Genomic DNA, 18582 nt, shown 5'->3' with positions numbered 1-18582 from the left:
CTTCACGCCCCCGGGTAGCTGCCGCAACGCGAATTCGGGGCCCAAAATATCGGAAGGGTGGACGTGTCCGAACCAGCTTCGATTTCCACAGGCATCGCCGAGCGCTATGCCACAGCGATTTTTGAGATCGCTAAAGAGAATAAAGACCTCGCAGGTCTGGAAACCGGAATCAACGATCTGGCAGCAGCATTGGGCGACAGTGCCGATCTGCGCGACCTGATCGCCTCGCCTCTGGTTTCGCGCGCTGAACAAGAAGGCGCGATTACAGCGATTGCCGACAAGATGGGTCTGAACGCCATCCTGCGCAACACGCTGGGTCTGATGGCGCAGAAACGCCGTCTGTTCGTTGTGCCGCAACTGGTGCAGGTTCTGCGCGACATGCTGGCCGAAGAGCGTGGCGAAGTGACCGCCGATGTCGCCTCGGCCAAGGCGCTGACTAAGACACAGATGGATAAACTGTCCAAAACGCTGTCCGAGCGTGTGGGCAAGACCGTGACAATAAATGCGACCGTTGATGAAAGCCTCATCGGCGGTCTTGTCGTTAAAGTGGGCTCGAAGATGATCGACAGCTCGATCCGCTCCAAGCTCAACTCCCTACAGAATGCAATGAAAGAGGTCGGATAAATGGGAATCCAAGCTGCAGAGATTTCTGCAATCCTGAAGGACCAGATCAAGAATTTTGGTCAGGAAGCCGAAGTGGCCGAAATCGGTCGCGTGCTAAGCGTCGGTGACGGGATTGCCCGTGTATACGGCCTGGACAATGTGCAAGCCGGTGAGATGGTCGAATTCCCCGGTGGCATCATGGGCATGGCGCTGAACTTGGAAAGCGACAACGTCGGTGTTGTTATCTTTGGTTCTGACCGTGACATCAAAGAAGGTGACACTGTTAAGCGCACCAACTCGATCGTGGACGTGCCGATCGGCAACGGTCTTCTGGGTCGTGTTGTTGACGGCCTGGGCAACCCGCTGGACGGCAAGGGTCCGATCGAATCCACCGAGCGCGGCGTTGCAGACGTCAAAGCGCCGGGCATCATCCCGCGTAAATCGGTTCACGAGCCGATGGCAACCGGCCTGAAATCGGTCGACGCGATGATCCCGATTGGTCGTGGCCAGCGAGAGCTGATCATTGGTGATCGTCAGACCGGTAAAACTGCCGTTGCTCTGGACGCGATCCTGAACCAGAAAGTGTACAACGAAGCAGCAGGCGACGACGAGTCCAAGAAGCTGTACTGCGTTTATGTGGCCATCGGCCAAAAGCGTTCGACCGTTGCTCAGCTGGTGAAGAAACTGGAAGAATCCGGTGCGATTGAATATTCGATCGTTGTGGCCGCAACCGCGTCCGACCCGGCGCCGATGCAGTTCCTGGCACCCTATGCCGCGACCGCGATGGCTGAATTCTTCCGCGACAACGGCCGCCACGCGCTGATCATCTATGATGACCTGTCGAAACAGGCCGTGTCCTATCGTCAGATGTCGCTGCTGCTGCGCCGTCCGCCCGGACGTGAAGCCTATCCTGGCGACGTTTTCTACCTCCACTCCCGCCTGCTGGAGCGTTCGGCGAAGCTGAACGAAGACTTCGGCGCGGGCTCGTTGACGGCTCTGCCGGTTATCGAAACCCAGGGTGGCGACGTTTCGGCGTTTATTCCGACCAACGTGATCTCGATTACCGACGGCCAGATCTTCCTTGAAACCGAACTGTTCTATCAGGGTATCCGTCCTGCCGTGAACACCGGTCTGTCGGTTTCGCGTGTGGGCTCCTCGGCTCAAACCAACTCGATGAAGTCGGTTGCTGGCCCGGTTAAGCTGGAACTGGCTCAGTACCGTGAAATGGCTGCCTTTGCGCAGTTCGGTTCCGACCTTGACGCCGCAACCCAGCAGCTGCTGAACCGTGGTGCGCGTCTGACCGAGCTGATGAAACAGCCGCAGTACTCGCCGCTGACCAACGCTGAAATCGTTTGCGTCATCTTCGCTGGCACCAACGGTTACCTCGACAAGATCGACGTCACCGATGTTGGCCGCTATGAAGCTGGCCTGCTGGCGCATCTGCGTGGCAAGCACGCGGATCTGCTTCAGTGGATCACGGACGAGGACCCCAAGATCAAGGGCGACGCTTCCGACAAGATCAAGGCTGCGCTGGACGAATACGCCGCAACCTTCGCTTAAGGGAGAGGCGGGCACATGCCAAATCTTAAGGATCTAAAAAACAGGATCGAGTCGGTCAAATCGACCCGCAAGATCACCAAGGCCATGCAGATGGTCGCGGCCGCAAAACTGCGCCGCGCCCAGGAATCTGCCGAAGCCTCGCGCCCCTATGCCGCACGGTTCAATGCCGTGATGGCGGGGCTGGCGGCATCGGTCGGGGGCAGCGACAGCGCCCCCAAGCTGCTCCGGGGTACGGGCAGTGATGATGTCCATCTGCTGGTTGTCATGACAGCTGAACGCGGCCTGTGTGGCGGCTTCAATTCGAACATCGCCAAGCTGGCCCGCGCCAAAGCATATGAGCTGAAGGCCAAGGGCAAAACGGTTAAGATTCTGACCGTTGGCAAAAAAGGTCGTGACGCAATCAAGCGCGACTTTGGCGATCTGTTCGTGGGCCATGTCGATCTGAGCGAAGTTAAACGTCTGGGGTATACCAACGCGCAGGACATCGCCAAAGACGTCCTGTCCCGTTTCGACGCGGGTGAGTTCGACGTTGCCACGATCTTCTACTCGAAGTTCGTCAACGTCGTAAGCCAGACCCCGACGGCACAGCAGATCATCCCTGCCTCGTTCGAGGATGTCGAAGGGGACGACAGCGGCGCGGTCTTTGATTATGAGCCCAGTGAAGAGGCCATCCTGGCCGATCTGCTGCCCAAGGCGGTTGCGACTGCGATCTTCTCGGGACTGCTCGAAAACGGGGCCTCGGAACAGGGTGCACGGATGTCCGCGATGGACAACGCGACACGCAACGCGGGTGAGATGATCGACAAGCTGACGATCCAGTTCAACCGTTCGCGTCAGGCCGTGATCACCAACGAGCTGATTGAAATTATTTCCGGCGCCGAAGCGCTGTAGAGACAAACCGGAGACGAAACATGGCGAATGCAAAAGGCAAAGTCACTCAGATTATCGGTGCCGTCGTCGACGTGCAGTTCGATGACGCACTGCCTGAAATTCTGAACGCGCTGGACACCACCAACAACGGCAAGAAGCTGGTTTTGGAAGTGGCACAGCACCTGGGCGAAAACACTGTCCGCACCATTGCGATGGACGCGACAGAAGGTCTTGTACGTGGTGCCGAAGTCACGGACACCGGCGCACCCATCGCGGTTCCGGTCGGCAACGCCACCCTGGGCCGTATCCTGAACGTTGTGGGCGAGCCCATCGACGAAAAAGGTCCCGTGGAAACCACCGAAACGCGCTCCATCCACCAGGACGCGCCGGATTTCGCGGATCAGGCCACTGAATCCGAAGTTCTGGTGACCGGCATCAAGGTTGTTGACCTGCTGGCCCCTTACGCCAAAGGCGGTAAGATCGGCCTGTTCGGCGGCGCCGGAGTTGGCAAAACCGTTCTGATCATGGAACTGATCAACAACATCGCCAAAGTGCACTCTGGCGTGTCCGTGTTCGCCGGTGTTGGTGAGCGGACCCGTGAAGGCAACGACCTGTATCACGAGATGATTGAATCCGGCGTTATCGTTCCCGACAAGCTGGAAGATTCGAAAATCGCGCTGGTTTACGGCCAGATGAACGAGCCTCCGGGAGCCCGTATGCGGATCGCTCTGTCGGGTCTGACCCTGGCGGAACAGTTCCGTGATGCAACCGGTGCCGACGTTCTGTTCTTTGTCGACAACATCTTCCGCTTTACGCAGGCGGGTTCCGAGGTTTCGGCTCTGCTGGGTCGTATTCCTTCGGCGGTGGGTTATCAGCCGACACTGGCGACCGACATGGGCGCGATGCAGGAACGCATCACCTCGACCAAGTCCGGCTCGATCACGTCGGTTCAGGCCGTCTATGTTCCTGCGGATGACTTGACCGACCCTGCGCCGGCCACCTCGTTTGCACACCTGGACGCGACAACCGTTCTGAACCGTGCGATCTCGGAAAAGGGTATCTACCCTGCCGTTGACCCGCTCGACTCGACCTCGCGTCTGCTCGACCCGGCCATCGTCGGTGAAGAGCATTATACCGTTGCGACTGACGTTCAGCAGATCCTCCAGCGCTATAAGTCGCTGCAGGACATCATCGCGATCCTCGGCATGGACGAACTGTCGGAAGAAGACAAACTGACCGTGGCCCGTGCCCGTAAGATTGAACGCTTCCTGTCGCAGCCGTTTGACGTGGCCGAAGTCTTCACTGGCTCGCCCGGTGTTCAGGTTCCTCTGGATGTCACCATCGCGTCGTTCAAGGCCGTTGTGGCCGGCGAATACGATCACCTACCCGAGGCAGCCTTCCTGATGGTTGGCGGCATCGATGAAGTGATCGCCAAAGCGGAAAAGATGGCCGCAGAAGCCGCCTAAGGAGCACACCTGATGGCAAACACGATGCACTTTGACCTCGTCAGCCCCGAGCGGAGCCTTGCTTCGCTCGCGGTGACTGCGGTCCAGCTTCCCGGCGCGGACGGGGACATGACGGCGATGCCCGATCATGCCCCCACCATCACCACGTTGCGCCCCGGCCTGCTAAAGGTCGAGGCACCCGAAGGGTCCAGCGAATACCTGGTCACCGGCGGGTTTGCCCAGATCAATGGCGACAGCATGTCGGTTCTGGCCGAAAAGGCCATTCCGGTCTCTGAAGTGACCCGCGCGCATCTGGACGATCTGATCGCCGAGGCACGTGCGTCGCATGACGCGGCCAAAGGCGGCGACGATCAATCAGTCGTCGACGATGCGGCCAAGCTGCTGGCCGATATGGAAGCTCTTGGGACACATATGAGCCTGTAAGTTTCAGGACATGTAGATTTAGAAACGGCCCTGCCTGTGCGGGGCCGTTTTTTTGTGGTGATTTTGGATGAAGGGCGGTCTAAGGTTCCGTAATTCTTTATAAAAGACGACAAAATGCAGACTTTTAGTACCCATCCGATTGGTATCGACCAAGGCGAAGTTGTGCTGTTCTCCGACTTCGCAGATGGCGGTGACATGTGGACAGGCGAGGGGCCGCGCGAACGACGCTCGGACATTGAATTCAGCCAGCCATACCGTTCCGCGCCTGTTGTACAGATCAGCGTGTCACTGTGGGATGTTGATACATCTTCGGCATTGCGTGCCGAGGTCAAGGCCGAGGACATCACGCCCGTGGGATTTTCTGCGGTGTTCCGTACCTGGTCGGATACCCGCATCGCGCGCATCCGAATATCTTGGACAGCGTTCGGCGAGGTGCCGCATGAGGATGACTGGGATATTCTGTGAAGCCAGCCTTGGGTTTAGGACTCGTCCGATGCCTCAATCATGGCGACCCGGTGTGCATGCCGTCCGCCTTCGAATTCGGCTGACAGGAACGCATCCACTATATCCAGCGCCTGACCCTCACCCACGACTCGGGCGCCGACAGACAGCATGTTGGCGTCGTTATGCTGGCGGATCATGCGTGCGGAAAAGGCATCCGAGCAGACACCGCAGCGAATGCCGGGGACCTTGTTGGCCGCCATCATGATACCTTGACCCGTTCCACACAGAACGATGCCAAGCTGACAATCCCCGGAAGCCACTGCTTGGGCGGCGGCTTTGCCATGAACAGGGTAATGGGTGCTCTCAGGTGTCTTGGGGCCGATATCGACAACGTCCCATCCCTGGGCCGCAATATGAGAGGCAACCGCCTGGCGTAATTCGATAGCTGCGTGGTCGCTGGATAGAACAATGCGTTTTGAGGCTGTCACGGTAAACTCCGACCTGTATTGCAGAAAGAAAAGAGGCGGCCCTTGGGCCGCCGCGTTCGATCAATCCCTATGATACATCGACTCGTAGATCGGCGTCAGGGTCTTATCCTCGAACAGTGACGATACACTGGTGCCGTTCCAGATATTCAGGATCGCCTGCGTAAAGATCGGGGCTGTGGGCACGATGCGGATGTTCTTTGCCTTGGTAATTTCTTCTGTCGGCTGGATCGTGTCGGTCAGCACCAGAGATTTCATCACCGAATTGGTCACGCGTTCGACCGCAGGGCCGCTCATGACGCCGTGTGTGATGTAGGAATGAACTTCTTTCGCACCATTATCCAGCAGTACTTGCGCCGCTTTGCAAAGAGTACCGGCCGTGTCGCACATGTCGTCCACGATCAAACAGATCTTGTCTCTGACATCGCCAATTACGGTCATCTCAGCGACTTCGCCGGCTTTTTCGCGGCGTTTGTCCACGATCGACAGCGGGGCGTTGATCCGCTTGGCCAACTCGCGCGCCCGGGCCACGCCGCCCACATCGGGCGAAACGACCATAATCTCGTCGAGGCTGTCCTTGAACTGATGTTTCACATCCAGCGCAAAGATCGGCGAGGCATAAAGGTTGTCGACAGGCATGTCGAAGAACCCCTGAATCTGCGCTGCGTGCAGATCCATGGTCAGGATACGCTCGATCCCGGCGCCAGTCAGCATGTTGGCCACCAGCTTGGCGCTGATCGGTGTGCGGGCCTTGGTGCGGCGGTCCTGGCGGGCATAGCCGAAATAGGGGATCACGGCGGTAATCCGTTGGGCCGACGAACGGCGCAGCGCATCAGCAATGATGAGTAGCTCCATCAGATTGTCATTGGCCGGGTTCGAGGTGGGCTGGACGATGAACATATCTTCGCCGCGCACGTTCTCGAACACTTCGACAAAGATTTCACCGTCGTTAAACCGTTCGACCCGGGCATCGACCAGACCCTGATCGACGCCGCGATACAGGCTCATTCGGCGTGCAATGGATTCGGCAAGCGGAAGATTAGCGTTCCCAGCGATTAACTTGGGTTCGTGAAGTGTCGGCATCGGCTGAGGTCCCCGGGCAGCAATGGCAAATGTGACAGATTCGTGATGTTGACACCGCTTAGCATGGCCTTACCGTCCAGCAAAGATAACGCTGCGGAGAAAGTGAACATGGCCCAAATTGACTACTATTTTGCGACACTCTCGCCATACACCTACCTGGCCGGACTGCGCCTGGAGGAGATTGCGGCCAAACATGGTGCGACAATCAACTACAAGCCGCTTGATATCGTCGCCCTGTTCGGACGCACGGGAGGTGTTCCGCCCAAGGACCGCCATATCTCGCGCATCGAATACCGGACGCAAGAAATGCAGCGACAGTCGAAAAAGCTGGGCATGGCGTTCAATCTGCGGCCGGCCCATTGGCCCACCAATGCGGCGCCGTCTTCCTATGCCATTATCGCGGCCATTCAGGACGGGTCGGGGAATGTGGGGCAGCTGGTGCATTCCTTTGTGCGCGCCTGCTGGGCCGAGGAAAAGGACATCGCGCAGGACGACGTAATCCGCGCTTGCCTGGCTGACGCTGGGTTTTCCCCGGATCTGGCCGATAGCGGCTTGCTGCTCGGGGCTGAGACCTATACCGCCAATCTGGAAGAAGCCGTGGAACGCGGAGTTTTTGGAGCTCCGTTTTATATAACGGAAGACGATCAGCGGTTCTGGGGCCAAGACAGGTTGGACGATCTGGACAGGCATCTGGCCGGGCTGAAGGAATAGGACACGATAATGGCTGTTGCGCAGAACCTGCATGTCACGCGGCTGGGGCAGGGTGATCGCCCTGTGCTGGCCTTGCATTGTACCATTGCTCATTCCGGGGTCTGGGCAGGCCTAGCCGCGGCGATGAAAGGGCAGGCAAGTTTTATTGCACCGGATATGCTGTCCCATGGGCGCAGCCCGGACTGGGATCGCCAGGGGGATCTGTATGACCGGCTGACCGAAGCCACACTTGAACATTTGAACGAGTCGATGGACGTGGTCGGGCATTCTTTTGGCGCGGCGATTGCATTGCGGCTGGCGGTCGAGCACCCAACATTGGTTCGCAGTGTCGTACTGATCGAACCGGTGTATTTTGCGGTGGCACAGCAGGATGCCCCGGACCTTGTGGCGGAATACGCGCATGTTGCCCAACCCTGTATGGACGCGCTTGCATCAGGCGACGAACCTTTGGCGGCAAGGCTGTTCAACCGGTTGTGGGCCGGAGATAGGGGACCGCGTTGGTCAGACATGCCCGAAACTGCACGGGCGGGGATGGTGCGTGGAATTCATCTGGTGTCCGAGGTCGAAAACGAACTGATAATGGATTCCAAAGGCTTGCTACGGCCCGAGCGGATCGCACACGCCAATATGCCGGTATTGCTGCTGCATGGCGCGCTCACCCACCCAGTGATGGTCGCGATAAACTCTGGATTGAAATCCCGTCTTCCAATGGCCGAAAGCACCGTGATCGAAGGGGCAGGGCATATGGCTCCGATCTCTCACCCGACAGAGACCGGCGCTCTGATCGAGGCTTTTTGGAACAGACTGCCTGCCACTGCCTGAAGCTTCGGGCGCGTCGTTACAAGAGCGCGATGAACCGATCAATTTGCGCAGGCTCGATGGACCAGTCACAAACCAGCCGACAGGCTAGAATTTCGCTGTCATCTGCCCCGTCCAGCTCTGCCCCCCACAGGTGGTAAACAGCACCTGCGGCATGCAGTTGCTTGTGTTGGGCGCGTGAAAATTGGGCAAAAATCATATTCGCCTGCGGCGCGTGCAGGAAAGAGGCACCTTTGGACCGCAATCCCTCGGTCAGACGGGCGCAGTTGTTATTGGCCTGACGGGCCAGTGTCAGCCACAGATCATCCTGCAGATACGCCGCCATTTGTGCGGACAGATAGCGGTGCTTGGAGAACAGGTGCGCCCCGCGCTTGCGGCGCAATTCGAATTCCCAGGCTTTGCTTTCATCAAAGAAGACAACGGCTTCGACGCCCATCAGCCCGTTTTTGGTCCCGCCAAAACTGACCGCATCCACGCCTGCTTTCCACGTCATCTCGGCGGGTGAGCAGTTCAACGCAACAAGGGCGTTGGAAAAACGCGCACCGTCCAAATGGACAGGCAGCCCATACTCTTTGGCCACAGCGCAGAGCGCCTGCAATTCTGACAGGGTGTAAACAGACCCTCGTTCGGTCACCTGCGTAATGGATACAGGTCCGCGCTGCGGTCCATGCACGCCGCGTGTTTCTTCGGCCAGAATCGAGCCGCGCAGCGCGTCCGGCGCCATCTTGTCCGCGCCCGGAACCAGCGTCAGCTTGGCGCCGCTGAAAAACTCGGGCGCGTTGCACTCATCCTCGTGGATATGGGCCACAGGTGAGCAGAACACCGTCTCCCACGGCTGCGCCAGGGTCGCCAGCGCCAGCGAATTCGCCGCCGTCCCGGTGGCCACCAGATACACGGCGGCGCCAGGTGCCTCGAACACCCCGCGAATGCGATCCCGGACCTCATTCATCAGGGTGTCGGTTCCATAGGCCATCTGATAGCCCTGATTGGCAGCATTCAGCGCTTCCATGACCGCCGGGTGAACCGGCCCCGAATTGTCAGAGGCAAAGTACATTAGCTGGGCTCCTCGATGATATGATCTTCCCACTCCTCCAGCGGAGTTTCGAATTCGGACACGGTCCGCCCCTGAACCGAGACTCCGGCGGCATGAACGCTGTCCGGTGTGCCAGAAATCAAGGGGTGCCAGTCGTGTAGGGGTTTGCCCTCCCACAGCAGGCGATAGGCACAGGTCTGTGGCAGCCAATAGGCGTGATCGTTGATGTTGCCCGGCGTCATCACGATACATTCCGGCACAAATTGGTGGCGGATATCGTATTGGGTGCAGCGGCAACTTTCGTCATCCAGCAGACGGCAGGCGACGCAGGTCAGGGCAACCTCGCCGGTGTCTTCATCTTCCAGTTTGTTCAGACAACATTTGCCGCAGCCATCGCACAAAGCTTCCCATTCGGCCTGGTTCATGCGGGTTAGCGGTTTTCGTTCCCAGAACCTGGGGGCCAGGCCGGTGCGGTCGATCGGATCCGTTGTCATCGGTCCGCCAGCAGGCAGCGGGCCTTGTCGCAATCGGCATCCATCTGCGCGATCAAGCCGTTCAGACCGTCAAAGGTCATCTCGGGGCGCAGGTATTCTACCAGACCCACCGACAGGGTCGCGCCATAAAGGTCACCCGAGAAGTCGAACAGGAAGGTTTCGATATTGGGGACCTCACCATTGAACATCGGTCGCGTCCCAACCGAGGCTGCGCCCTGATAGCTGCCCAGATGAGGTCCATCCAGAACATCGACCAGTACGGCATAGACGCCGAATCTTGGCGGATGCAGCCCCTCAATGGACATGTTTGCGGTGGGAAATCCCAGTTCACGGCCCCGTTGTTCTCCTCCGATCACCTCGCCTTCGATCCGGTGCCAGTGACCCAACATAGTAGCGGCATCCTGCGGGCGGCCCTCGGTCAGTGCAGTACGGATCGCAGTGGAAGAAACGACATTTTCGGACCGCTCCATCAACGGAGCGATGGTGACACCGAACCCCATCTCTTGCCCAAAGAGCACCAAGTCATCAGCAGTACCGCTGCGGCCTTTGCCGAAACAGAAATCGGCACCTACGACGACATGCGACAGGCCGAGCCCGTCGCAGATCACGTTGCGGGCGAATTCCCTGGGCGTCAGGCCAGCCAATGCGGCGTTGAACGGCAGCTCATACAGCTTTTCGACCCCCAGTTTTGCTAACCGGTGCGCGCGGGCATTGCCGCGCATCAGGCGAAAGGGCGGGGTGTCCGGGGCGAAGTATTCTCTGGGATGCGGCTCGAATGTCAGTACGCCCAAAGGTGCACTCGGCGCGGCGCTGAGGGCCAGTTCAATCACAGATTGGTGGCCGATATGAACGCCGTCGAAATTCCCGATCGCCACGCTGGCGCCGCGATCTTGGGGTTCGATGAATTGGAGGTCACGAATGATGCGCATAGCGACTGCCTAGCGGGACAGGCGCGCTTGTTCAAGGGTCTGAGACTCCCGGAAACGCTCAGTCGAATTTGCGCGACGGGGCCAGCACCATGGCTTCGCCGACCAGCACCTTCTTGCCATCCACTGCGCAGTGACAATCGAGCTTGACCCGACGTTTGGCAAAATCAATGTCGATCACCTTGACCTCGGCATAGACCATGTCACCCGGGCGAACAGGAGCGAGAAACTTCAGCGACTGCCCCATGTAAACTGTGCCGTGGCCCGGCAACTGCTCGCCGATCACGGCCGAGATCAGACCCGCGGTCAGCATCCCATGCGCGATGCGCCCCTCGAAGATCGTGTCGCGGGCGTAATCGTCGTCCAGATGTACGGGGTTTCTGTCGGTCGACACCTGAGCGAACATTTCGATATCCTCGTCCGTCACCACTTTGCGAAGGTGACGGGACATGCCCATCTCGATGTCTTCAATACAGATCGTGCCGCGTGGAAGATTATCCAACATGTTGCCCTCACTCGAATTCATCGGGCAACAAAAAAATCAAAGTCACCCCTGTTGGGAAACTTTATTACTTTGCAACTGCAGAAAATCAAGCCTTTTTTGACTACCTAAGGCGGCCGATCGTATAGGTCGGGTTTATCTTTTCCTTTTGAATATAATCAGTTAGGGAGTCATGATGCGGATGTGCCTCGGTTTTTGTCTCGGCCGCGGCTAGCCCGCCCGAGATGAAAAGAGAATCAATGCCTTCCCCCATTCCACCCAGAATGTCGGTGTGCGGACCGTCTCCGATGACAAGAATGTCCTCATTGGGGATGTCGTGGCCAAGTTCCTGCAACCTGCGGCGGGCAAGATCATAGATCGGCGGATGAGGCTTTCCGAAATATAGGCTTTCGCCACCCATTTCCGTATAAAGCCTGGCTAATGCACCAGCGCACCACTCCCGAACCTCGCCGCGGTCCACCACAATATCGGGATTGGCACAAAGCAGCTTCAGCCCCTTTTGTTTGGCGTACAGGAAATCAGCGCGGTTCACAGACGGATCGGCCATAGGATCGAAGGGGCCGCAACAAGCAATGCCCTCTGCCTCGGCCAGCGGCACGCGCTCGATATGAATCGGGTGGTCCAACAACTTCAGCGGTTCAAAGAATCCCGCGTCCCGCTGCCATTCGCCCATGAAATAGACCTTTTCGCCCACTGCGCCACGGAACATGGCCGACCGGGCCGAATCTCCGCTGGTTGCAATCGTGTCATAGGCGTCGTCTGGGACATTGAATTGCGCCAGCTGGGTAGCGACGCCAGCACGCGGCTTGGGTGAGTTTGTCACCAGGACAACAATGCCGCCTTGCGCGCGATAGGCCTGCAGGGCCGCAACCGCTTCGGGGTAAGCGGTGATGCCATTGTGAACACAGCCCCAAAGATCGACGAATAGGGCTTTATACCGGCTGGAAACCTCGGGCAATGCGTGGATGATCTGCGTCATGATGGGCCCCCATTGATCTGGAAAGAGTGTCGTTTCAGCCTAAGACAGTGCGTGTGGTGTTTGGCCGGTAAGGGCAATGCCTAGCAAAAAAGGCGCCCGATCAAGGCGCCTTTGGTGATTTTGGGATCAGACCTTGAGGTTCGGAATGATCTGTTTCTTACGGCTCATGATCCCGGGCAGAACGACCGCGTCGCCATCAACCGAAGCGCCAAAGCTTTTCTCGGCCACGGCTTTGACCAGATCGTTGGGAACCAGCAGGGTGGCTTCTTCGTTCAGAATATCGACCACGAACAGCAATACCTGATCGACACCGTCCTCTTTTGCTACGTCGGCCATCGACGCCGCAAGGCTGTCTTTGCGGTCCAGCACGACACCCGGTGCTGTGGTTTCCAGAACCGAAACGCGGAATTTGGTGCCGTCGACTTCGTATTCCTTGCTGTCCATCCGGATCAGCTCGGCGTCCGAGAATGAGGACACATCTGATTTGGCCGCGAACATTTCTGCAGCATAGGCCGAGACGTCCAGACCCAGATCCGCGGCCAGTTTTTCGGCCACAGCGCGGTCATGCGCGGTTGTGGTGGGCGAGCGGAATTCCAACGTGTCCGACAGGATGCAGGTCAGCGCCGCGCCTTTGATGGCATCGGGCATTTTGGCGGCATCGACGCCGATCATGTCGACCATGATAGTGGCGGTGCAGGCCAGCGGCCGCACGGTGATGTCGATCGGGCCTTTGGTTTCCAGACCGCCGACCAGTTTGTGGTGGTCGATAATGGCGCGGATATCGGCGCCGTTGATACTGGCGGGCAGCTCGGCGGGGTTGTTCGTGTCGACAATAACAACCGGCGCGTCAGCCTCTACGTCTGTGATGATGCGCGGCTTGGGCAGGTCCCAGTGCTGCAGCATAAAGGCTGCTTCAGTGTTGGGTTCGCCCAGCAGGACAGGCTCGGCCTGTTCGCCTTTGATTTCGTTCATGTACCATGACCACAGGATCGGCGAACCGGTGGAATCAGTGTCGGGGGATTTATGTCCAAATACGAGGGTTGTCATTTCAGCGTCCTGAGGAGAGTAGATTTGGGCGCCTTATAGGGTGGTCTGGCACACTTGTCACCCGCCCCTGCGTAAACTGCGACGAAGGGTAAGGCCGGGCCTAGAAAGCGGCACGTTTCAGCGTGTATCCGGCCTGTTCCAACTGGTTCAACAGACCATGGTCATCGCCCAAATGTCCGGCGCCCACAGCAATGACCACCGTTTGGTCCTGAATGGCCAATATGTGCTGCATCCAGTTGTTGTTGCGTCCGACTAGAAGTTGCTGTTCGAAACTGGACCACTCTTCGTCGAAGACCTCTTGCGACAGACCGGATGTTTCAAGCCCCTGTAGTCTGGCAAATTGGATGATCTCTGCGTGCTTTTCTTCTAGATAGGCATTGACCATAGTCGCCAACTGATCCTCGCTGCTTTCAAAGGCACTGGCCATGCGGATCAGTGATTGCACCTGCTTTTCGATCGGGTGCTGGTCAAACATCGCCATCAGATCGTCAATCTGCTCTAAAGAGTACTGGGGGATGTCATGGGCTTCGGCCATGTCGGTCAGGCGCGCGTCCATTCCATAGCTGGCTTCCGGATTCTCGGTCATGCATGGGGGGACACCCAGCATCATGCTCAGAAACCAGGGGCGCATTTTTGCAGCCATCCAACTGGGGATGCCACGCTCTGCCAGGCCGCTGGACAGGGCGGCCCAGTCCTCTTCCGGCATCAGCTCAATCAGGGTGGGACCTGAGGTGATCAGAATAGGGCTGAGGTCTTTGGCCAGTTCCTGTTCAAATGCAGTCATTTCGTCCTGGATCACTTCGAAATAGAACGCATCCGCCTGGCTGAGTGTCGGTTCCAGCCTTTCTGTGACGGCGTCCATACGCGGGTCGTTTGTGTGCAGCGTTCCTATCAGATGCAGAACTGTATCGCCTTTTGTCGCGATCCAGTGATTTCCTTCCGGGTACGGGAAGTCGGCCAAAGCCTGCTGCAAATCAGCTTGCGCCTCTGGACTTAGGTCAGACCTCAGGTCGCGCCCCTCGCAGGCCGCTTGGGCTGAGAAAGGTACCAGCAGACAAGCCAAAAAGATCAAAAAACGCATCGTACCATCCTGGTTGGATCAATCCCTATATGGGGTGCGACCTTGCCGGGGCCAAGGCCGGTGTTCAACCTGCCCGGATGGACACTGACCTGATCTGTGTCTGGCATTCCACAGTAATTCGAATAGCATGAGCCACATGGACCGCGAGCAGGATCTCTACCCCCCAATCAAGGCGCTGTTAGAGCGTCAGGGCTATACCGTCAAAGGCGAGGTCGGTGCGGTCGATGTCATGGCTGTTCGTGAGGGTGAAGAGCCTGTGATTGTAGAGTTGAAGTTGCGTTTCTCATTGGCGCTGTTTCACCAGGCAATCACCCGACTGAAGGTTACTGAAAATGTCTATATCTGTGTTCTCAAGCCCCGCGGACGCACGGCCAGGCGGGCGTTGAAGGACAACACGGCGCTATGTCGAATGTTGGGCCTTGGCCTGATAACTGTTCGGGCGGATGGCGTTGTCGAGGTGCATTGTGATCCTGGGCCCTACGCCCCGCGAAAAGACAAGGCCAAAACAGCGCGGCTGCTGCGCGAGTTTGACAGGCTTGAAGGTGATCCGAACGCAGGCGGCGCCACACGCCACGGCCTCGTCACCGCCTATCGTCAGGATGCTTTGCGCTGTGCGGCGCATCTTGCAGAATGTGGTGCCACAAAAGGGGCAGATGTTGCTAAGGCAACCGGTGTTTCGATTGCGACCCGGCTGATGCGCGAAAACCATTATGGCTGGTTCGACAAAATTGAAAAAGGCGTCTACGCCTTGTCGGAATCCGGACAAGAGGGTCTGAAGCACTGGGCCTATAGCTGGGATCAGCCTGACTGAGTCCCAAGGATAAAAAATTCTTCACGCTTGTTGACTCAGGGATTTCGACCCCCTAGCTATACGCCGTTATCACTCGCAAGGGTCGAGTGCTAACGCCTCGCCGCAAGGTGAGGGGAGGATAAATAAACTTTGAGCCCAAGGAGCTGCAAAGATGGCATTGAAACCGCTTCATGACCGCGTGTTGGTTCGCCGTACCGAAAGCGATGAGAAAACCGCTGGTGGTCTGATCATTCCCGACAGCGCGAAAGAAAAGCCCAGCGAAGGCGAAGTTGTTGCGACCGGCGAAGGCGCACGCAAGGACAGCGGCGAGCTGATCGCAATGGCTGTAAAAGCTGGCGACAAGATCCTGTTCGGCAAATGGTCGGGCACCGAGGTCCAAGTCAACGGCGAAGAGCTGCTGATGATGAAAGAAAGCGACATCATGGGGATCATCGAGTAAGCCCACGCGCTTCCTCTGATCTTCATCCCAATACATTTTCTCAAGGAGAAACGACATGGCTGCTAAGGACGTCAAGTTCGACACCGATGCCCGTAACCGCATGCTGGCAGGTGTGAACATCCTGGCCGACGCTGTCAAAGTGACCCTGGGCCCCAAAGGCCGCAACGTGGTTCTGGACAAATCTTTCGGCGCGCCGCGCATCACCAAAGACGGTGTTTCGGTTGCCAAGGAAATCGAACTGGAAGACAAGTTCGAAAACATGGGCGCGCAGATGGTGAAAGAAGTCGCCAGCCGCACCAATGACGAGGCCGGCGACGGCACCACCACCGCAACCGTTCTGGCTCAGTCCATCGTCAAAGAAGGTCTGAAGCAGGTTGCAGCGGGCCTGAACCCGATGGATCTGAAGCGCGGCATCGACCTGGCAACTGCCAAGGTTGTTGAAGGCATCAAGAACGCCTCGCGTGAAGTCAAGGACTCGGCTGAAGTTGCTCAGGTTGGCACCATTTCTTCCAACGGTGAAACCGAGATCGGCCAGCAAATCGCAGACGCGATGCAGAAGGTCGGCAACGAAGGTGTTATCACCGTCGAAGAAAACAAAGGCCTGGAAACCCAGACCGATGTTGTCGAAGGCATGCAGTTCGACCGCGGCTACCTGTCGCCTTACTTTGTCACCAACGCTGATAAGATGGTTGCAGACCTCGAAGACTGCATGATCCTGTTGCACGAAAAGAAACTGTCCTCGCTTCAGCCGATGGTTCCGCTGCTCGAGCAGGTGATCCAGTCGCAAAAGCCGCTGCTGATCATTGCAGAAGACGTTGAAGGCGAAGCGCTGGCAACTCTGGTTGTTAACAAACTGCGCGGCGGCCTGAAAATTGCTGCTGTCAAAGCACCGGGCTTCGGCGATCGCCGTAAGGCCATGCTGCAGGACATCGCAATCCTGACCGGTGGTCAGGTCATCAGCGAAGATCTGGGCATGAAGCTTGAGTCCGTGACTATGGACATGCTGGGCACAGCCAAGAAAATCGAGATCACCAAAGACGAAACCACCATCGTCGACGGTGCTGGCGAAAAAGCCGAGATCGAAGCACGTGTTGCTCAGATCCGCACCCAGATCGAAGAAACCTCGTCGGACTACGACCGTGAGAAGCTGCAAGAACGTGTTGCCAAACTGGCAGGCGGTGTTGCTGTTATCCGCGTCGGCGGCATGACCGAAGTTGAAGTGAAAGAGCGTAAGGACCGTGTGGACGATGCTCTGAACGCGACCCGCGCTGCTGTTCAAGAAGGCGTTGTTGTGGGCGGTGGTGTTGCTCTGGTTCAGGCCGGTAAAGCACTGGACACTCTGCAAGGCGCAAACGCTGATCAGGACGCAGGCATCAACATCGTTCGTAAGGCAATCGAAGCGCCTCTGCGCCAGATCGCTGAAAACGCAGGTGTCGACGGTGCGGTTGTTGCTGGCAAAGTTCGCGAAAGCGACGATGTGGCATTTGGCTTCAACGCGCAGACTGAAGAATATGGTGACATGTTCGCATTCGGCGTGATTGACCCGGCCAAAGTTGTCCGTACCGCATTGGAAGATGCAGCGTCGGTTGCTGGCTTGCTGATCACTACCGAAGCAATGGTTGCTGACAAGCCGCAGAAAGATGCACCTGCTGGCGGCGGCATGCCCGACATGGGCGGCATGGGCGGCATGATGTAAAACGTCGAATTCGCTTAGGCGAATTCTGACGGCCCCACAGGCGCTTGGCAGCATAGCCAAACCGCCCAGAGGGGAGCTGCAGAGCTAAGGAACGGGGTCGCCTTCGGGCGACCCCGTTTCGTTTTGACACGCCGCTTTTGACTGAAACTGTGGCTCAAACTGTTCCGAGGTCGACGGTCTAACCGGTCCCTTCAGGAAAGTGAGTACCCAAACCGGTGTGAAACCGATATCGGGTTGATATGCGACTGTTCCTTCTGACCGCCCTCACCATGTGCGCCTTTGCAGCGAACTCTATTCTGAACCGGATGGCCGTTGAAGGCGGCGATAGCGACCCGGCCGGGTTTGCGGTTATGCGCGTTCTGGCAGGGGCGCTCATGCTGGCGGTGCTGGTTTTGATACGTGGCGGCAGCCTGCCGTTGCGCAGCTCTCGCCGGTTCATTGGCGCTGGCGCCTTGTCGCTTTACATGATCGGGTTCTCGATCGCCTATCTTACACTGGATGCTGGGCTGGGCGCCTTGATCCTTTTCGGGGTGGTGCAAATCACGATGTTCGTGGCCACTGCCGTGACTGGAAATTCAACGACACGACAGCAACTTCTGGGGGCGGCGATTGCATTGGGTGGCCTCACCTATGTGCTTTGGCCGTCGGGCACGGTTCGCGTGGACCCGGTCGGAGCCGCCCTGATGTGCGCTGCCGGGATTGGCTGGGCAGCATATTCTCTGGCGGGACGGTCCGAGCCAAATGCGCTTGCCGGGACGGCGGCGAATTTCGTTATTGCCCTTCCGGTGACGGCCGGAGCTTTGCTGTTGCTCGGCGGAGGTTGGCAGATGACGGGCACCGGTTTGTTGCTGTCGGCAATATCCGGGGCGGTCACTTCGGGGCTGGGATATGCGTTGTGGTACCGTGTTTTGCCACAACTGGCACCGACCGTTGCAGCTGTAGTGCAGTTGAGCGTGCCCGTGATTGCTATTCTGGGCGGTGTCCTCTTGCTGAGCGAAACAGCAGAGGCCCGGCTTTTGATTGGCGCAGCGCTTGTGTTGGGCGGCATTGCGCTGGCGGTGCTGCGACGTCAGCGGGGGTAGGGCTTTCATCAGCGGCGCTAAGGCATTA

The 18582-nt window shown here is 57.9% G+C and carries 21 protein-coding genes; 12 read left to right on the top strand and 9 right to left on the bottom strand.

The features are described 5' to 3' along the window. Positions 1-63: 63 nt before the first annotated feature. The 6 genes from AC2FH0_RS14585 to AC2FH0_RS14560 all read left to right on the top strand — a co-directional run bounded on the left by AC2FH0_RS14585 (position 64) and on the right by AC2FH0_RS14560 (position 5387). On the top strand, positions 64-624 hold the full coding sequence (locus AC2FH0_RS14585) for a F0F1 ATP synthase subunit delta (RefSeq protein WP_142636489.1): 561 nt from the start codon (positions 64-66) through the stop codon (positions 622-624). Beyond that, on the top strand, positions 625-2163 hold the full coding sequence (atpA, locus tag AC2FH0_RS14580; protein WP_142636491.1) for a F0F1 ATP synthase subunit alpha: 1539 nt from the start codon (positions 625-627) through the stop codon (positions 2161-2163). A gap of 15 nt (positions 2164-2178) precedes the next feature. Further along, positions 2179-3054: a F0F1 ATP synthase subunit gamma gene (locus AC2FH0_RS14575; RefSeq protein WP_496691024.1), complete on the top strand. Its 876-nt coding sequence runs from the start codon at positions 2179-2181 to the stop codon at positions 3052-3054. 20 nt (positions 3055-3074) lie between these two features. Then, positions 3075-4499, top strand: coding sequence for a F0F1 ATP synthase subunit beta (gene atpD, locus AC2FH0_RS14570; RefSeq protein ID WP_142636495.1), 1425 nt, complete (start codon positions 3075-3077; stop codon positions 4497-4499). A 12-nt stretch (positions 4500-4511) separates the two neighbouring features. Continuing rightward, positions 4512-4922 carry a F0F1 ATP synthase subunit epsilon gene (locus AC2FH0_RS14565; RefSeq protein ID WP_142636498.1) on the top strand — a complete coding sequence of 137 codons (411 nt, stop codon included), beginning with the start codon at positions 4512-4514 and terminating at the stop codon, positions 4920-4922. 114 nt (positions 4923-5036) lie between these two features. Continuing rightward, positions 5037-5387 carry an H-type lectin domain-containing protein gene (locus tag AC2FH0_RS14560; RefSeq protein ID WP_281994982.1) on the top strand — a complete coding sequence of 117 codons (351 nt, stop codon included), beginning with the start codon at positions 5037-5039 and terminating at the stop codon, positions 5385-5387. A gap of 14 nt (positions 5388-5401) precedes the next feature. Here the strand turns inward: AC2FH0_RS14560 and rpiB are convergent, their stop codons facing one another. After that, positions 5402-5854: a ribose 5-phosphate isomerase B gene (gene rpiB, locus AC2FH0_RS14555; protein ID WP_142636502.1), complete on the bottom strand. Its 453-nt coding sequence runs from the start codon at positions 5852-5854 to the stop codon at positions 5402-5404. A gap of 60 nt (positions 5855-5914) precedes the next feature. Continuing rightward, positions 5915-6934, bottom strand: a complete 1020-nt coding sequence (locus tag AC2FH0_RS14550) for a ribose-phosphate pyrophosphokinase (protein WP_142636504.1) — start codon at positions 6932-6934, stop codon at positions 5915-5917. A 108-nt stretch (positions 6935-7042) separates the two neighbouring features. Between AC2FH0_RS14550 and AC2FH0_RS14545 the strand changes: the two genes are divergently transcribed. Both AC2FH0_RS14545 and AC2FH0_RS14540 read left to right on the top strand, forming a co-directional pair. Next, positions 7043-7645: a 2-hydroxychromene-2-carboxylate isomerase gene (locus AC2FH0_RS14545; protein WP_496701482.1), complete on the top strand. Its 603-nt coding sequence runs from the start codon at positions 7043-7045 to the stop codon at positions 7643-7645. A 9-nt stretch (positions 7646-7654) separates the two neighbouring features. Further along, positions 7655-8467, top strand: coding sequence for an alpha/beta fold hydrolase (locus AC2FH0_RS14540; protein WP_496789666.1), 813 nt, complete (start codon positions 7655-7657; stop codon positions 8465-8467). A gap of 16 nt (positions 8468-8483) precedes the next feature. Here AC2FH0_RS14540 and AC2FH0_RS14535 read toward each other — a convergent pair whose 3' ends face one another. The 7 genes from AC2FH0_RS14535 to AC2FH0_RS14505 form a co-directional block, all read right to left on the bottom strand. Next, a complete protein-coding gene (locus tag AC2FH0_RS14535; RefSeq protein ID WP_496701486.1) occupies positions 8484-9518 on the bottom strand; it encodes a threonine aldolase family protein in 1035 nt (344 codons plus the stop codon). After that, a complete protein-coding gene (locus AC2FH0_RS14530) occupies positions 9518-9991 on the bottom strand; it encodes a YcgN family cysteine cluster protein (protein ID WP_142636512.1) in 474 nt (157 codons plus the stop codon). The genes AC2FH0_RS14535 and AC2FH0_RS14530 overlap by 1 nt, the downstream gene beginning before the upstream one ends. Then, positions 9988-10920, bottom strand: coding sequence for a bifunctional riboflavin kinase/FAD synthetase (locus tag AC2FH0_RS14525; RefSeq protein ID WP_496789665.1), 933 nt, complete (start codon positions 10918-10920; stop codon positions 9988-9990). Before AC2FH0_RS14525 ends, AC2FH0_RS14530 begins: the two co-directional genes overlap by 4 nt. Positions 10921-10978: 58 nt before the next feature. Further along, entirely contained in the window at positions 10979-11422 is a 444-nt protein-coding gene (locus tag AC2FH0_RS14520) for a MaoC family dehydratase (protein WP_074736482.1), read from the bottom strand. A 100-nt stretch (positions 11423-11522) separates the two neighbouring features. Then, complete coding sequence (locus tag AC2FH0_RS14515; protein ID WP_496789663.1) at positions 11523-12398, bottom strand: HAD family hydrolase; 876 nt, start codon at positions 12396-12398, stop codon at positions 11523-11525. Positions 12399-12524: 126 nt separating this feature from the next. Further along, complete coding sequence (locus tag AC2FH0_RS14510; protein ID WP_496789662.1) at positions 12525-13445, bottom strand: manganese-dependent inorganic pyrophosphatase; 921 nt, start codon at positions 13443-13445, stop codon at positions 12525-12527. Positions 13446-13545: 100 nt separating this feature from the next. Beyond that, positions 13546-14526: a TraB/GumN family protein gene (locus tag AC2FH0_RS14505; protein ID WP_496789661.1), complete on the bottom strand. Its 981-nt coding sequence runs from the start codon at positions 14524-14526 to the stop codon at positions 13546-13548. A gap of 136 nt (positions 14527-14662) precedes the next feature. On the opposite strand from AC2FH0_RS14505, the gene AC2FH0_RS14500 reads away from it, so the two are divergent. The 4 genes from AC2FH0_RS14500 to AC2FH0_RS14485 all read left to right on the top strand — a co-directional run bounded on the left by AC2FH0_RS14500 (position 14663) and on the right by AC2FH0_RS14485 (position 18554). Beyond that, on the top strand, positions 14663-15337 hold the full coding sequence (locus AC2FH0_RS14500; protein WP_496789675.1) for a DUF2161 domain-containing phosphodiesterase: 675 nt from the start codon (positions 14663-14665) through the stop codon (positions 15335-15337). A gap of 151 nt (positions 15338-15488) precedes the next feature. Next, on the top strand, positions 15489-15776 hold the full coding sequence (locus AC2FH0_RS14495; protein WP_120632017.1) for a co-chaperone GroES: 288 nt from the start codon (positions 15489-15491) through the stop codon (positions 15774-15776). Positions 15777-15831: 55 nt separating this feature from the next. Continuing rightward, on the top strand, positions 15832-17472 hold the full coding sequence (gene groL / locus AC2FH0_RS14490; protein WP_496691017.1) for a chaperonin GroEL: 1641 nt from the start codon (positions 15832-15834) through the stop codon (positions 17470-17472). Positions 17473-17711: 239 nt separating this feature from the next. Beyond that, positions 17712-18554, top strand: a complete 843-nt coding sequence (locus AC2FH0_RS14485; RefSeq protein WP_496789660.1) for a DMT family transporter — start codon at positions 17712-17714, stop codon at positions 18552-18554. The last annotated feature ends 28 nt before the right edge of the window (positions 18555-18582 follow it).

It is taken from the genome of Ruegeria sp. CDSC051 (genome assembly GCF_059610665.1).
The sequence above is the reverse complement of the archived record's forward strand: the minus strand, read 5'-3'. Positions and strand labels throughout refer to the sequence as shown.